Source organism: Pseudomonas sp. MF08817 (assembly GCF_059862705.1).
In genome coordinates this window covers 67,511-81,265 of record NZ_JCBCUY010000012.1, presented here as the reverse complement: position 1 = coordinate 81,265, position 13,755 = coordinate 67,511, and the positions used below count along the sequence as shown (strand labels likewise).

General features: G+C 61.3%; 17 protein-coding genes. 4 read left to right on the top strand and 13 right to left on the bottom strand.

Translation table 11 applies throughout. The features are described from left to right. Positions 1-10: 10 nt before the first annotated feature. From AC19YR_RS09620 to ffh, 8 genes are all read right to left on the bottom strand, one after another. Entirely contained in the window at positions 11-742 is a 732-nt protein-coding gene (locus AC19YR_RS09620; protein ID WP_500598184.1) for a DsbC family protein, read from the bottom strand. Positions 743-853: 111 nt separating this feature from the next. Next, entirely contained in the window at positions 854-1,750 is an 897-nt protein-coding gene (gene xerD / locus AC19YR_RS09615; RefSeq protein WP_095106283.1) for a site-specific tyrosine recombinase XerD, read from the bottom strand. A gap of 104 nt (positions 1,751-1,854) precedes the next feature. Then, the gene (locus AC19YR_RS09610) at positions 1,855-2,268 is read right to left on the bottom strand and encodes an acyl-CoA thioesterase (RefSeq protein WP_095106282.1); all 414 of its coding nucleotides are present in this window, start codon (positions 2,266-2,268) and stop codon (positions 1,855-1,857) included. A gap of 82 nt (positions 2,269-2,350) precedes the next feature. Continuing rightward, positions 2,351-2,701, bottom strand: coding sequence for a 50S ribosomal protein L19 (gene rplS, locus AC19YR_RS09605; protein WP_003175895.1), 351 nt, complete (start codon positions 2,699-2,701; stop codon positions 2,351-2,353). Positions 2,702-2,746: 45 nt separating this feature from the next. Further along, positions 2,747-3,499: a tRNA (guanosine(37)-N1)-methyltransferase TrmD gene (gene trmD / locus AC19YR_RS09600; RefSeq protein ID WP_500598182.1), complete on the bottom strand. Its 753-nt coding sequence runs from the start codon at positions 3,497-3,499 to the stop codon at positions 2,747-2,749. Between the two features lie 2 nt (positions 3,500-3,501). Then, positions 3,502-4,038, bottom strand: coding sequence for a ribosome maturation factor RimM (gene rimM / locus AC19YR_RS09595; protein WP_095106280.1), 537 nt, complete (start codon positions 4,036-4,038; stop codon positions 3,502-3,504). A 5-nt stretch (positions 4,039-4,043) separates the two neighbouring features. Then, positions 4,044-4,295, bottom strand: coding sequence for a 30S ribosomal protein S16 (rpsP, locus tag AC19YR_RS09590; protein WP_007944872.1), 252 nt, complete (start codon positions 4,293-4,295; stop codon positions 4,044-4,046). A gap of 250 nt (positions 4,296-4,545) precedes the next feature. After that, on the bottom strand, positions 4,546-5,922 hold the full coding sequence (gene ffh, locus AC19YR_RS09585; protein WP_095106278.1) for a signal recognition particle protein: 1,377 nt from the start codon (positions 5,920-5,922) through the stop codon (positions 4,546-4,548). Positions 5,923-6,131: 209 nt separating this feature from the next. Between ffh and AC19YR_RS09580 the strand changes: the two genes are divergently transcribed. The 3 genes from AC19YR_RS09580 to AC19YR_RS09570 all read left to right on the top strand — a co-directional run bounded on the left by AC19YR_RS09580 (position 6,132) and on the right by AC19YR_RS09570 (position 9,740). Continuing rightward, positions 6,132-6,944: a cytochrome C assembly family protein gene (locus tag AC19YR_RS09580; protein WP_095106277.1), complete on the top strand. Its 813-nt coding sequence runs from the start codon at positions 6,132-6,134 to the stop codon at positions 6,942-6,944. A gap of 12 nt (positions 6,945-6,956) precedes the next feature. Then, positions 6,957-8,183: an HlyC/CorC family transporter gene (locus AC19YR_RS09575; RefSeq protein WP_500598180.1), complete on the top strand. Its 1,227-nt coding sequence runs from the start codon at positions 6,957-6,959 to the stop codon at positions 8,181-8,183. Between the two features lie 240 nt (positions 8,184-8,423). Then, the gene (locus tag AC19YR_RS09570; protein WP_500598178.1) at positions 8,424-9,740 is read left to right on the top strand and encodes an MFS transporter; all 1,317 of its coding nucleotides are present in this window, start codon (positions 8,424-8,426) and stop codon (positions 9,738-9,740) included. 80 nt (positions 9,741-9,820) lie between these two features. On the opposite strand, the gene purT is transcribed toward AC19YR_RS09570, so the two are convergent. The 5 genes from purT to AC19YR_RS09545 all read right to left on the bottom strand — a co-directional run bounded on the left by purT (position 9,821) and on the right by AC19YR_RS09545 (position 13,048). Continuing rightward, a complete protein-coding gene (purT, locus tag AC19YR_RS09565; RefSeq protein ID WP_095106271.1) occupies positions 9,821-11,002 on the bottom strand; it encodes a formate-dependent phosphoribosylglycinamide formyltransferase in 1,182 nt (393 codons plus the stop codon). Between the two features lie 99 nt (positions 11,003-11,101). Continuing rightward, on the bottom strand, positions 11,102-11,569 hold the full coding sequence (locus tag AC19YR_RS09560; RefSeq protein ID WP_095106269.1) for a VUT family protein: 468 nt from the start codon (positions 11,567-11,569) through the stop codon (positions 11,102-11,104). Between the two features lie 100 nt (positions 11,570-11,669). After that, positions 11,670-11,885, bottom strand: coding sequence for a DUF1289 domain-containing protein (locus tag AC19YR_RS09555; protein ID WP_095106267.1), 216 nt, complete (start codon positions 11,883-11,885; stop codon positions 11,670-11,672). Continuing rightward, a complete protein-coding gene (locus AC19YR_RS09550) occupies positions 11,882-12,406 on the bottom strand; it encodes a gamma carbonic anhydrase family protein (protein ID WP_500598177.1) in 525 nt (174 codons plus the stop codon). Before AC19YR_RS09550 ends, AC19YR_RS09555 begins: the two co-directional genes overlap by 4 nt. A 42-nt stretch (positions 12,407-12,448) precedes the next feature. After that, entirely contained in the window at positions 12,449-13,048 is a 600-nt protein-coding gene (locus AC19YR_RS09545; protein WP_095106263.1) for a CoA pyrophosphatase, read from the bottom strand. 149 nt (positions 13,049-13,197) lie between these two features. Between AC19YR_RS09545 and AC19YR_RS09540 the strand changes: the two genes are divergently transcribed. Continuing rightward, complete coding sequence (locus AC19YR_RS09540; protein ID WP_500598175.1) at positions 13,198-13,749, top strand: NUDIX hydrolase; 552 nt, start codon at positions 13,198-13,200, stop codon at positions 13,747-13,749. Positions 13,750-13,755: the final 6 nt, after the last annotated feature.

Sequence of the window (13,755 nt, the reverse complement as noted above, 5' to 3'; positions counted from 1 at the left end):
CGACGCAAAATTATTTCGCACCCAAGGCCAGTTTGGCGATTTGTGGTGCTGGCTGATAGCCCGGAATCACTTGGCCATCGGCCAAAACGATGGCCGGTGTGCCATTGACGCCAATGGACTGGCCCAGGGCGAACTGCTTGGAAACCGGATTGGCGCACTTGGCTGACTTGATTTCCTTGCCGTCGACCATCTGGTCCATGGCAACTTTCTTGTCCTTGGCACACCACACCGCTTGCAGTTGTTCATCGCCCGGCGAACCGAGGCCCTGGCGCGGGAACGCGACGTAGCGCACTTCGATGCCGCGCTTGTTCAGCTCGGGCACTTCGGCGTGCAGCTTGTGGCAGTACGGGCACGTGGTGTCCGTGAATACGGTGATGTGGGATTTGGTTTCGCCGATCGCCGGGTAGACCACGGTGTCGGCCACGGGAATGCCATTGACCAGTTTGGAAATGCCCAGGCGTTCGGTTTTTTCGGTCAAGTTGACCGGTTTGCCGTCCTTCAACTGGAACAGGTAGCCCTGCATCACGAATTGGCCGTCGGCGCTGGCATAGAGCACACGGCTGCCTTTGAGCTTGACTTCGTACAGGCCGGCCAATGGGCTGGCGGTGATGGTCTCGACCGGCACGTCGAGTTGCAGGTTTTCAAGGCTCTTGCGAATAGCTTGCTCGGCGCTGTTATCGGCCACGGCAAAGGTACTGGCCAACGCAAAGGCTGCGGCGGCGAAAATGTGGGTCAAGCGCATGGGAACTCCTGAAGGCGGACTAGTGAAGCGAGCAAAACACCGCACGCGAACAGCGGTTTTTGACGCCCACTGTGCAAACCGGCAAAGCCTACCACATAAGGCCTGCCAGGCTCAGCCCCGCGGATGATGCTGGGCGTGCATCTCCTGCAACCGTGCCCGCGCCACGTGGGTGTAAATCTGGGTAGTGGACAGGTCACTGTGGCCCAGCAGCATCTGCACCACCCGCAGGTCGGCGCCGTGGTTGAGCAAATGGGTGGCGAAGGCGTGGCGCAGGGTGTGGGGCGACAGCGTCTTGCTGATGCCGGCCACCTGCGCCTGATGCTTGATGCGGTGCCAGAAGGTCTGGCGGGTCATCTGCTCGCCGCGCAGGCTGGGGAACAGCACATCGCTGGGGCGCTCGCCCAACAGCTCCGAGCGCGCACCACGCATGTAGCGCTCAACCCAGACGATCGCCTCTTCGCCCATGGGCACCAGGCGCTCCTTACTGCCCTTGCCCATCACCCGCAGCACGCCCTGGCGCAGGTTGACCTGCTCCAGAGTCAGGCTAATCAGTTCAGTCACCCGCAAACCGCAGGCATAAAGCACCTCCAGCATGGCGCGGTCGCGCTGGCCGATGGCCTGGCTCAGGTCTGGCGCAGCCAACAGGGCCTCCACGTCAGCTTCTGACAGGGACTTGGGCAAAGGACGACCCAGTTGCGGCATATCCACCTGCAACGTCGGGTCAATGGCGATCAATTTTTCCCGCAGCAGGTAGCGATAAAAGCCACGCACCCCCGACAGAAATCGGGCCGTGGAGCGTGGTTTGTAGCCCTGCTCCAAGCGCCAGGCCAAATGATCGAGGATCAACTCGCGCCCCGCGCCCGGCAATTCAAGGCCCTGCTCCTGCATCCAGCCATTGAACAGTGCCAGATCGCTGCGATAGGCCTGGCGGGTATTGTCGGACAGACCCTTTTCCAACCACAGGGCATCCAGAAACTGATCTATCAGGGGGTGGTCAATGGCAGGCATGGGCACTCGGGAATCACAACGGGGGGCCGGCTACAAAAAAGACGACCGATAGTAATTGGCCGCTAGTCTTTCACAGCCCGCCCTATTCACAAAGCAGAGGCCCCTCAGTCAGCGAACCCGGGCAAGACGGGAACCGGGCGCTTGGCTTCGTCGATGGCGACAAAGCTGAACAAACCGTGGATAGCCTTCTCGCGGCCGTCGCAACTCATGCTTTCGACGAAAACTTCAACTTCTACCTTGAGGCTGGTGTTGCCCACTTTAATCACGCGCCCGATCAACTCAACGATGGAGCCAGCGGGGATGGCGTGATTGAAGTCGATGCGGTCCGTAGACACTGTCACCAGGGGCAAACGGCAAAAACGGGTGGCGGTAATGAACGACACCTCATCCATCCATGCCAAGGCGGTGCCGCCGAACAGGGTGTTGTGGTGGTTGGTGGTGGGCGGGAACACGGCTTTGGTGACGTGGGTGACACTCAGGTCGGTGCGACGCTGGATTTCTTCGAGGCGGGTGGTCATGGGCAAGGGCCTGGATCGGTTTTATGACGGGCAACAAAAAAGCAGCCCGTAGGCTGCTTTTTTCTGCATCGGGAAGCTGGACTTAAGCCAGTTTTTCCTTGATGCGAGCTGCTTTGCCCGACAGGTCGCGCAGGTAGTACAGCTTGGCTTTACGAACATCACCGCGACGCTTGACAGCCATGCTGTCGATTTGCGGGCTGTAGGTTTGGAAAGTACGTTCCACGCCAACACCGTTGGAGATTTTACGAACAGTGAAAGCACTGTTCACACCACGGTTACGCTTGGCGATTACAACGCCCTCGAACGCTTGCAGACGCGAACGGTCGCCTTCCTTCACTTTCACCTGAACGACAATGGTGTCGCCCGGGGCAAAGGTTGGGATCTCTTTGGTCATCTGCTCTGCTTCGAGTGCAAGGATGATTTTGTTAGTCATGCTGTGCTCCTAAGGCAAGTCGTCGGACTTACCATCGATACGTTGTTAACTATCGTCCCGCTCGCGGATGTATTCCTCGAGCAGCTTCTTCTCTTCTCCAGAAAGCGAGCGGCTTTCCAGAAGATCGACGCGTCGTTCATAGGTCCGACCAAGGGACTGCTGTAAACGCCAACGCCGGATGTGTGCGTGATTGCCACTTAGCAATACGTCGGGAACACGCTGATCCGCATACACCTCCGGTCGGGTGTAGTGCGGGCAATCCAGCAAACCATCCGTGAAGGAGTCTTCCTCCGCGGAGTCCGCATGCCCTAAAGCTCCGGGCAGCAGTCGTGTAACCGCATCTATCAGGACCATCGCCGGCAGCTCACCGCCAGACAGGACATAGTCCCCAATCGACCACTCTTCATCGACATGAGCCTCAATAAAGCGCTCGTCAATGCCTTCATAGCGGCCGGCAATCAGGATTAGTGCTTCCTCATTCGCCAGTTCGCGTACCGCCGACTGTTTCAGCTGGCGGCCTTGGGGTGACAGGTAAATTACCTTCGCCGCCTCCCCGGCTGCGGCCTTGGCCTGGACCAGGGCGTCTTCCAGGGGTTTGATCTTCATCACCATGCCCGGGCCACCGCCAAATGGGCGATCGTCCACAGTGTGATGTCGATCTGTGGTGTAGTCTCGCGGATTCCAACAGGTAAGCTGCAACAGCCCCTGTTTCACCGCGCGGCTGGTTATGCCGTACTCGCTGATGGCGGAAAACATCTCGGGAAACAGACTAATAACTTCTACGCGCAGGCTCGCCACGACTAGAAATCCGCGTCCCAATCCACCTTCATCTCACCCGCTGCCAGGTCGACGGCCAACACGCATTGCTCGGTATAGGGCAACAGGCGTTCGCGATCATCCAGGCTGCCAGCGCAAGGCTTGACCACCATTACATCATTGGCGCCGGTTTCCAGAAGATGATCGATTTTTCCCAGCAGTTGCCCGTGAGTATCGATGACCTTCAGACCTTCCAGCTGGTACCAGTAGTACTCGCCGTCGGTCAATTCAGGGAACAGGTTGCGCGGCACGCAGATCTCATAACCGGCCAGAAGACGCGCTTCTTCACGATCATCGAGACCCTTGAGCTTTGCGACCAGGAACTTGTCGTTCCCGCGTCCGCTGACCAGCTCGACCTGTTTGACGCTGCCTTCGCGCTTGAGCGTCCAGGTTTTGTATTCCAACAGGTTTTTAATCGGATCAGTAAAGGAGTAGACCTTCACTTCGCCGCGAACGCCGTGAACAGAATAAATCTTGCCGATAACGATCAAATCATCAGCTGCATCTGGCGTCGCGTTCATATTGCTCAGGCCGCAGCCTTAGCAGCGTCCTTGAGCAACTGAGCAACACGCTCAGAAGGTTGTGCACCAACGCTCAGCCAGTAGGCTACGCGCTCTTGGTTCACGGACAGACGAACTTCTTGACCACGAGCAACAGGGTTGAAGAAACCAACCTGTTCCTTGTGCGAACCGTCGCGCGGGTTGCGGCTGTCGGTTACGGTCAAGTGGTAAAACGGGCGCTTTTTGGAGCCGCCAAGGGCAAGACGGATTGTTAGCATGTGAAGATCGTTCCTGTAGTCGGTGCTGCAAATCTAAATGCACAGCGGGCATAGGTGCCCGAAAGGCCGCATATTCTAAGGAATATCCGGACTTTTGCAAATGTCTTTTTCCGGCACCTGCTCAGCGCGCCATTCAGATCTGCTATAGAGCCGTCGTTCAAAACGGCAAGTCAGCGCCCGCCAATGACGGGTTTGCTGGAGATCCCGCGTCCCCGCGGGAAACGCCGGCATGGCTGCCGACGCGGATTCTTTACATTTTCGGCATACCGCCGCCGGGCAACATACCGCCCATGCCGCGCATCATTTTGGCCATGCCGCCTTTGGCCGAGAACTTTTTCATCATCTTCTGCATCTGCTTGTGCTGCTTAATCAAGCGCCCGATGTCCTGCACCTGGGTGCCGGAGCCCATGGCGATCCGACGCTTGCGCGAGCCACTGATAAGTTCAGGGTCGCGGCGCTCGGCCGGGGTCATGGAGTTGATGATGGCTTCCATCTGCTTGAACTGCTTTTCTGCCGCACCCTGGGCGTTGCCCATTTGCGCCAGGTTGACGCCGCCGATGTTCGGCAACTTGTCCATCAGGCCGCCGAGGCCGCCCATGTTCTTCATCTGCTGCAATTGGTCGCGGAAGTCTTCGAGATCGAAGCCTTTGCCCTTCTTCAGTTTCTTGGCCAGCTTATCGGCCTTGTCCTTGTCGAGGGTCTGTTCGGCCTGCTCGATAAGGCTGAGCACGTCGCCCATGCCCAGGATGCGCGAGGCGATCCGTTCGGGGTGGAACGGTTCGAGCGCTTCGCTCTTCTCGCCCATACCGATGAACTTGATCGGCTTGCCGGTAATGGCGCGCACCGACAGCGCGGCGCCGCCACGAGCATCGCCGTCGACCTTGGTCAGGATTACGCCGGTCAACGGCAGCGCATCGCCAAAGGCCTTCGCCGTGTTGGCGGCGTCCTGGCCGGTCATGGCATCGACCACGAACAGGGTTTCAACCGGGTTGATCGCCGCGTGCAAGGCCTTGATCTCGCCCATCATCTCTTCGTCGATGTGCAGGCGGCCGGCGGTATCGACGATAACCACGTCGATGAATTTCAGTTTTGCTTCTTTAATAGCTGCTTGCGCAATCTCGACCGGCTTCTGGCTCAGGTCGGAGGGGAAGAAGGTCACACCCACTTCGCCAGCCAGCATTTCCAGTTGCTTGATCGCCGCCGGGCGGTAGATGTCGGCGGACACCACCATCACCGACTTCTTCTTGCGCTCTTTGAGGAAGCGCGCCAGTTTGCCCGCGGTGGTGGTCTTGCCCGCACCCTGCAGGCCGGCCATCAACACCACGGCAGGTGGCACGGCGCTCAGGTTCAGGTCTTCGTTGGCCGCGCCCATGAGGCTTTCGAGTTCGGCCTGGACGATCTTCACGAAGGCCTGGCCCGGCGTCAGGCTACGCGACACCTCGGTGCCGACTGCGCGTTCCTTGACCGAATTGACGAAGTCCTTGACCACCGGCAGGGCGACGTCGGCTTCGAGCAACGCCATGCGCACTTCGCGCAGGGTGTCTTTGATATTGTCCTCGGTCAGCTTGGCCTTGCCGGTGACATGGCGCAGCGTCTGCGAGAGACGGTCGGTTAAGTTTTCAAACATGCGCGATCCTTTCAGGCCCTATGTAGACCGGGGGTAATGGCGGCCCAGCCCGTGAAAAACGTACGCTAGGCGAGCCTGCGGCGTGGGCAGGGCGCGGATTATAGCGAAGACTTGGCCTGGCGCCCACCTCGCTGTCTGCTTGCATGGTCTTTCGTGCCTAGGGGTTCTATGCCAAACTCATCGGCTTTCGGGCTTGCCTAACAGGATTTATGCTCCCCTTGTCACCCAGTTTGCTCACCACACTCGCCGCCGCCTGTTTATACGCCGCTGCGACTCTCTATCAAGGCTCGCGCCTGGCAACCGGTGCCAAGGCGAACAAGCGCCTGCTGATCGGGCTTGGCATCCTTGCCATCCTGGCTCACAGTGCCAGCCTCTTCACCCACCTGTTGACGCCTGTCGGCCTGGGCCTGGACTTTTTCAGCGCCGCCAGCCTGATCGCCGCCGCCGTGATCGCCCTGACGCTGCTGGCCTGTTCGCGCATCCCGGTGGAGAACCTGCTGCTGTTGCTGTTCCCCCTGGGGATGGCCACGGTGCTGCTGGCGCAGTTCGCCCCGGCCGGTACGGTGCAGATCATCAATGAGGCGCCGGGCATCCTGGCGCACATCCTACTGTCGATCCTGGCCTACGGCATGTTCACCATCGCCGTGTTCCAGGCCTTGCTGTTGCTGTTGCAAGACCATCAGCTCAAGCACAAGCACCCGTCCGGCCTCATCAAGAACTTCCCGCCGCTGCAAACCATGGAAAGCCTGCTGTTCGGCTTCCTCTGGGCCGGTTGGGCCCTCCTGTCGGCTTCGCTGATTTCCGGTTGGCTGTTCGTCGAGAACCTGTTCGCCCAGCACCTGGTGCACAAAACCTTGCTGGCGTGCCTGGCCTGGATCGTGTTCAGCGTGTTGCTGTGGGGCCGCACACGCCTGGGATGGCGTGGGCACAAGGCGATCCGCTGGACCCTCGCTGGCTTCTGCCTGCTGATGTTGGCCTACTTCGGCAGCAAGCTGGTTCGCGAATACATCCTGCATATCTGACGAGCCGCGATCATGGATAACCTGGCCCAGGGCCCGCTGCTTGCCGTACTGCTCCTGTTGGTGCTGTGGTCGGGGTTGTTCACCGCCATCGAAGTCGCCCAACAACAGCTACTGGCCCGACGCCAGGCTTCGCGCGGCGGCGATAAACCGCTGGCGCGCCTGAGTTTCCCCCGCGAAAGCCTGATCCTGTGCAACACCCTGAGCCGAGTGCTGGCAGCCATCATCACCACACTGCTGGCCCTGCACCTATGGCAGGAAAACGGCCCCTGGCTCGCCTGCCTGATCGTTACCAGCCTGCTGCTGGTAGTAGCCGAATACCTGCCCCGCACCCTCGCCGCCCGTTACCCAGAGGCCATTCTCGGCTTCGGCAATACCTTACTGGGCGCGCCGTTGAAGCTGCTCTACCCGCTGGCCTGGCTACTCAACGGTGCGGCGCACCTGCTGGCGCGCCCGTTTGTCCGACGCCCCGGCGCAGTCAAGCAGAGCGACGATGCACCACCGCCCCACGATGAACACGCTGACGCCGATCATCCGGCCAACCGCCCGCACCTGCTGTCGGGCATCCACGCGCTGGACAACATCACCGTCAATGACATCCTGGTGCCGCGCAGCGACGTAGACGGCATCAACCTCGACGACCCGATCGAAGCGATCATCGAGCAACTCAAGGCCTCCAAGCGCACGCGCCTGCCGGTGTTCCACAGCGATATCAACCAGGTCGAGGCGGTGCTCAACACCCGCCAGATCCGCCATCTGCTGGCCGACGCCAGCCTGACCAAGGACGCCTTGCTGGCAGCCTGTCACGAGCCATACTTCGTGCCCGAAAGCACGCCCCTACAATTGCAGTTGCTCAATTTTCACAAGCAACAGCGGCGCCTAGGCATGGTGGTGGACGAATACGGCGAAGTGCTGGGCATTGTCACCCTGGAAGACATCCTCGAAGAAATCGTCGGCGAATTTGAAAACGAACAAAACCTCGATAACCCGCATATCCAGCCCCAGCCGGATGGGCGCCTGGTGATCGACGGCGCAGCCTCGATCCGCGAGCTGAACAAGAGCCTGGGCTGGCATCTGCCTTGCGATGGCCCGAAAACCCTCAACGGCCTGGTCACCGAAGCATTGGAGACCATTCCCGAGAGCGCGGTGTGCCTGAAAATCGGCCGCTATCGCTTGGAAATCCTCGAAACCGAGGACAACCGCGTCAGCCGCGTGCTGATCTGGCCGACAAAAGCGCTGTAGCGGCGTAAAGCCCCGCGCCCGGCCCTTGCTGGATCGTTAGGCCCCTTCCTATAATCGACCCCGCTTACCCAAGCCCCGCCGTACCGCGTGCTATCCGCACCTGCCGGTCCCCGGCCCCGCTCCACCGCGTCTTGACGGTGCGCGCTCCCATCCCGAGCCAAGCCTGCGCAGCCCTGATCCCTGGGTGTTCGACCATAATAATTCGCTCCAACGGAGCCTAAGACTGTCAGGGATATCCGCATGACCCCCAGCACGACCATGAGTGACGCCGCACCTGTTGCGCCGACCAACTCGGCCACCCGCGTGGCCACCGCCAGTTTCATTGGCACCGCCATCGAGTTCTATGACTTCTACGTCTACGCCACCGCCGCCGCGCTAGTGATCGGCCCAGTGTTCTTTCCCCAGACCTCCGGCACCGCACAGATGCTGTCGGCGTTCCTGACCTTCGGTATCGCTTTCCTCGCCCGCCCTCTGGGTTCGGCGCTGTTCGGCCATTTTGGCGACCGTATCGGGCGTAAATCCACCCTGGTGGCGTCGTTACTGCTGATGGGGGTGTGCACCACCCTGATTGGCGTCTTGCCCGGCTACGCCACCATTGGCGCCTGGGCGCCGATCCTGCTGTGCGTGCTGCGTTTCGGCCAGGGCCTGGGGCTGGGCGGGGAATGGGGCGGCGCCGCATTGCTGGCCACGGAAAATGCGCCCAAAGGCAAGCGCGCCTGGTTCGGCATGTTCCCGCAACTGGGGCCTTCGATCGGTTTCCTCGCAGCCAACGGCCTGTTTCTGACGCTGGCCATGACCCTGGACGACGAACAGTTCCGCTCCTGGGGCTGGCGCATTCCATTCCTGCTCAGTGCCGCGCTGGTGATGGTCGGCCTGTATGTGCGCCTGAAACTGCACGAAACCCCGGTGTTCGCCAACGCCGTCGCCCGCCAGGAGCGGGTAAAGATGCCGCTGGTTGAGCTGTTCAGCCAATACTGGGCCCCGACCCTGCTGGGCGCCGCCGCGATGGTGGTGTGCTATGCGCTGTTCTACATCTCAACGGTGTTCTCCCTGAGCTACGGGGTTTCCACCCTGGGCTACAGCCGGGAAACCTTCCTCGGCCTGTTGTGCTTTGCCGTGTTGTTCATGGCCGCCGCCACGCCGCTTTCCGCCTGGGCCAGCGACCGTTATGGGCGCAAACCGGTGCTGATTGTCGGCGGCGTGCTGGCGATATTGTCGGGGTTTCTCATGGAGCCGCTGTTGACCCAAGGCTCGACCTGGGGCGTAGCACTGTTCCTGTGCATCGAGCTGTTCCTGATGGGCGTGACCTTCGCCCCCATGGGCGCCCTGCTGCCAGAGCTATTTCCTACCCACGTGCGCTACACCGGCGCGTCGGCGGCCTATAACTTGGGCGGTATTGTCGGCGCTTCGGCGGCACCGTTCTTCGCTCAGAAACTGGTGGCCATGGGCGGTTTGAGTTGGGTCGGCGGGTACGTCTCGGCGGCAGCGGTGCTCAGCCTGGTGGCGGTGCTGTGCCTGAAGGAAACGCGGCATAACGATTTGAATCGGGTGGTTTGACACCAGCGCATCGCGGGCAAGCCCGCCCCACAGTGCGGTTCACTGTGGGAACGCACTTGCCCGCGATAAAAGCGCCCCGATTAAAGCTCTACAACCACTGCTTGGGCAGCGCGTGTAGCTTTGGCGCGGGCCGCTTCGATGGACTCGTCCCGCGCCAGGGCCACGCCCATGCGGCGCTGGCCGTTGACTTCAGGTTTGCCGAACAGGCGCAACGCCGTGTCCGGCTCGCTCAGGGCCTGGCCCAGATTGGCGAACGCGGTCTGGGTCGATTGCCCTTCGACCAGAATCACTGCCGACGCCGAAGGCCCGAACTGACGGATCAGCGGGATCGGTAGGCCCAGGATCGCCCGTGCATGCAGGGCAAACTGCGACAAGTCCTGGGAAATCAGAGTCACCAGGCCGGTGTCGTGGGGGCGCGGCGAGACCTCGCTGAACCACACCTGATCGCCCTTGATGAACAATTCCACGCCAAACAGGCCACGCCCGCCCAGGGCTTCGGTGACCGCCTTGGCGACCCGCTCGGACTCGGCCAGGGCAATCGGGCTCATGGCTTGCGGCTGCCAGGATTCCTGGTAATCGCCCTTCTCCTGGCGGTGGCCTACCGGCGCGCAGAACATGGTGCCGCCCACGTGGCGCACAGTCAGCAAGGTGATTTCGTAGTCGAAGTCGATAAAGCCTTCGATAATCACCCGGCCCTTGCCCGCACGGCCGCCTTCTTGGGCGTAGTCCCAGGCTTTTTGCACGTCATCGGCGCTGCGCAACAGGCTCTGGCCCTTGCCCGAAGAACTCATGACCGGTTTGACCACACAGGGGAAACCCAGGTCCTGCACGGCCTTGCGGTAGTCTTCGACGGTGTCGGCAAAGTGGTAAGGCGAGGTCGGCAGGTCCAGCTCTTCGGCGGCCAGGCGCCGGATGCCTTCGCGGTTCATGGTCAGGGAGGTGGCGCGCGCGGTAGGGATCACGGTGAAGCCTTCGGCCTCCAGCTCCACCAGGGTCGCGGTGGCAATGGCTTCGATCTCGGGCACGATGAAGTGCGGCTTTTCGGCCTCGATCACTGCCCGCAACGCGGCGCCATCGAGCATGTTGATAACGTGGCTGCGATGGGCCACCTGCATCGCCGGCGCGTTGGCGTAGCGGTCCACGGCGATCACTTCAACGCCCAGGCGTTGCAGCTCGATGACCACTTCCTTGCCCAATTCGCCGCAACCACACAGCAAAACGCGGGTCGCGGTTGGCGACAATGGAGTTCCGATACGGGTCATTTCAGGTCCTCAAAGGAGCAGATCATCGAGGGACGCACGCCGGGCGCGCTTCCCGTGGGGAGAAAGCGCGGCATTTTACATGAACCGCGACACTTGGCCTCAGTTGGCGACCGGGTTGCGGCGTAAACGCCAAGCCATGGCCAGCCACACCACCGTCACGCCGGCGAACTTGGAACCCAGGGCGGTGAGCACCACACCGGGGGTGAGCGCGCCGATCAGGCCGAAGAAGATAAAGGTATCGAGTGGAATGCTCAGGGCCGAGCTGATCCACAAGCGGTCGTGCAGCGGGCGTTTGGTGATGCTGAACACCAGCCAGTCGATGCATTCGGAGACCGCGAACGCCGTGGCGCTGGCCAGGGCAATGGAAGGGTCGGACGTCAGGTACGAGAGCACCAGCGCCGCCAGCATGGCGATGATTGCGCCGTGGCCGAAGCGGGTCTGCACCATGTCGCGCAGCACAAACACCAGGCCACCCCAGGCAGACCAGATGATGTCCAGGTGCGGCGCGGTGGAAAAGGCGTAGTTAATCAGCACGACACTGCTGATATAGGCAATCAGGAAGAGCATGGGGCGAGGGACCTGTGAACAAGGCGCACAGGGTACTGCACAATTAAAATGATGTCGTCTTGGATATCGTTATCGCGGGCAAGCCCGCTGCTGCGCCGGCTCAGGCACCCGAGCGCCCCGGAATCATCCACAGCCGCCCATTCGCCTTCGCCCGCTCATGGCACACGCCCAGCACCCGACGGCGCTCGGCGTTGTCCATGCGGCTCCATCGGGTGATTTCGTCGACATTGCGCTGGCAACCGGTGCAAATATCCTGCTCGTCCAGGGCGCAGATACTGACACAGGGCGAGGCTACCGGGCGTTCGCTGGCGGTCATGGCTCCTGCTCGGCCAGGTCGCGGGCGTAGCGCTGGGCGTTATGCACATAGTGCGCGGCGCTGGCCTGGAGCATGTTCTTTTGCGCTTCGGTCAACTCGCGCACCACTTTGCCTGGCGAGCCCATGACCAGCGAACCATCGGGGATTTCCTTGCCTTCACCGATCAGCGAGTTGGCGCCGATGATGCAGTGCTTGCCGATCTTGGCACCGTTGAGGATCACCGCGTTGATGCCGATCAGGCTGTAGTCGCCCACCGTGCAGCCGTGGAGCATGGCGTTGTGGCCGATAGTGACGCCGGTGCCGATCGTCAGCGGGAAGCCCATGTCGGTGTGCATCACCGTGCCATCCTGCACATTGCTGTCCTTGCCGATCAGGATCAGCTCGTTGTCCCCACGCAGCACTGCGTTGAACCAGACGTTGGCGCCCTCCTCCAGCTTGACCTTGCCCACCAGCGTGGCGTTAGGCGCAACCCAGCTCTGGGGGTGGGTTTGAACACGGGCATCGCCCAAGCGGTATTTCATCAGGTAATCCTCACGGCTCACGGCGCCATACGAGCGATGGCTTCAAATATTGATAAAGCTCTTGGGGGGGTGGTGCAGGCTGATCTTCGCGTCATAGAGCAAATTAACCAACTCGACGATCATGATCGCGGTCAGGCCCCAGATCTTGTACTCGCCAAAGCGGTAGCTGGGCACATACCAACTGCGGCCCTGGTAGTCGATGCGGTGGGTGTGCTCACGCGGGTCCTGGCGGAAAAACTCCAGAGGCACGCTGAACACGGCCGCGATCTCCGCGTCGTTGGCGCGGTATTCGACGAAGTCGGGAACCACCCCGACAAAAGGCGTGACACGGATGCCATGCAAGGAAATCAGTGGGCTGAGGGGCCCGATCACTTCCACCAGGCCCGGCGGCAGGCCGATTTCCTCTTCGGCCTCGCGCAGGGCGGTGAACACTAGGTCCGGGTCTTCGGGGTCGCGGCGCCCGCCAGGAAAGGCCACTTCGCCACCATGGGTCGAGAGACCGCTGGCGCGCAGGGTCAGCACCAGCTCCGGCTCGTCGCTGCGAGTGATGGGCACCAGCACCGCGGCTTCGGGAAAACGCCGGTCGGTTTCCAGGGTGCGCGGGGTGTGGTTGCTTACACGGTGAAGTAGCTCGTCCAGCATGAGTCATCTCGATCTGTTGGCTACTGGGCATCATGCACCAAAGGAATCACTCGCCCAACCCCAAAAAACCCGGCATGTCGCTTAACGACAACTTGCAGGCAAGCGACCCGCCACGCCAAGATAGCCGCAGCCTTTTCGGAAGCCCCCGTATGAATTTTTGCAGCCAGTGCGGTCACCCGGTTACCCAGCGCATTCCCGATGGCGACTCACGCCTGCGTTTTGTCTGCGATCACTGCCAGACCATTCACTACCAGAACCCCAACATCGTCGCCGGGTGCCTGCCCACCTGGGGCACGCAAGTGCTGTTGTGCCGCCGCGCCATCGAACCGCGCCTGGGTTACTGGACGTTGCCGGCCGGGTTCATGGAAAACGGCGAGACCGTACAGCAGGCCGCCGAACGCGAAACCGCCGAGGAAGCCTGCGCCCGCGTGCGCAACCTGAGCCTCTACACCTTGATCGATGTGCCTCATATCAGCCAGGTGCATGTGTTCTTTCGCGCCGAGCTGGCCGACCCGGATTTCGCCGCGGGCATCGAGAGCCTAGAAGTGCGGCTGTTCGAGGAGGCCGACATCCCTTGGTCAGAGCTGGCTTTCCGCACCGTGGGGCGTACCCTAGAATGCTTTTTCGCTGACCGCCGCGCGGGCCTCTACCCGGTGCGCAGCGAATCCATACCGCCGCTGGCCCAGCCTGCGATCACTTAAAACAAC